1 protein-coding gene is annotated in these 849 nt (G+C 44.4%); it reads right to left on the reverse strand.

The window, feature by feature from the left end:
• A partial coding sequence (locus TK45_RS16425; RefSeq protein ID WP_305764518.1) for a methyl-accepting chemotaxis protein occupies positions 1–633 on the reverse strand: 633 nt, incomplete at its 3' end.
• Positions 634–849: the final 216 nt, after the last annotated feature.

Here is an 849-nt window from a genome sequence, read left to right on the forward strand (position 1 = left end):
CCCCCGGCCTTGATCGCCTGCACGGGCGGCCTCGATGGCGGCGTTTAATGCCAGCATATTAGTTTGGTCAGCTAACTGATTGATTGTATTGAGAATAGCTACAATATTGCCGATCCTGTCCTGTAATTTATGCAAATGTTCTGAGGTGTCACTTATTTGCCCTTCCAAGCGATGCTGCTTTTCCACCATGGTTTTAAGCAGAGCCGCACTCTTTTTGGTATTTTCCTCAGCGGTTAGCATTCTTGACTGCGCCAAATCTGCATCACTCAACAGTCCATGATTATCCTTTTCTAACACACTGACCATCTGTGAAATCGTGCCGACACTTCGTACTTGCTCTGCGAGGACATTCGAGAGTTTATCCACAAAGTGAGATACCGTAGCACTACCGATAGCAATCCGACTTGTCGACTCTGCCATAGGTTGTGCATTCTGTGCGCGTGAGGATGTTTGTGAACTTATGCCCTGTGTAGCCACTTCCGCTTGCTGCGACTGACCATCTATCAATAAAAATTGCGCGCCCAGATAGACAATCAGGATTAATACAGTGCTGAGCCAGAATGGCAGTTCGAAGAATCCACATAACGCTGTTACCACGACAAGGATAAAAGCAACGATGTATTTGTTTTGCATAGCTTTTGCCTCAAAAACTCTGACAAAAGCGTAGCAGCGAATAGATAATTAGGCAGGAAAACTGTAGCAATTCGAAGGGGAAGTCGTGCATTTAAACATAATGCAATTAACCATTTGCTAATTTAATACTTTTCATGGGAACGGTCAGGGCTGTACGGTACTAAATTGTCCTAAAACTGACCTAAATTTAAGGCAAAACAAAAAAGCCCCTCGCTT

Source organism: Bowmanella sp. JS7-9, assembly GCF_004329715.1.
GTDB lineage: Bacteria > Pseudomonadota > Gammaproteobacteria > Enterobacterales > Alteromonadaceae > Pseudobowmanella > Pseudobowmanella zhangzhouensis.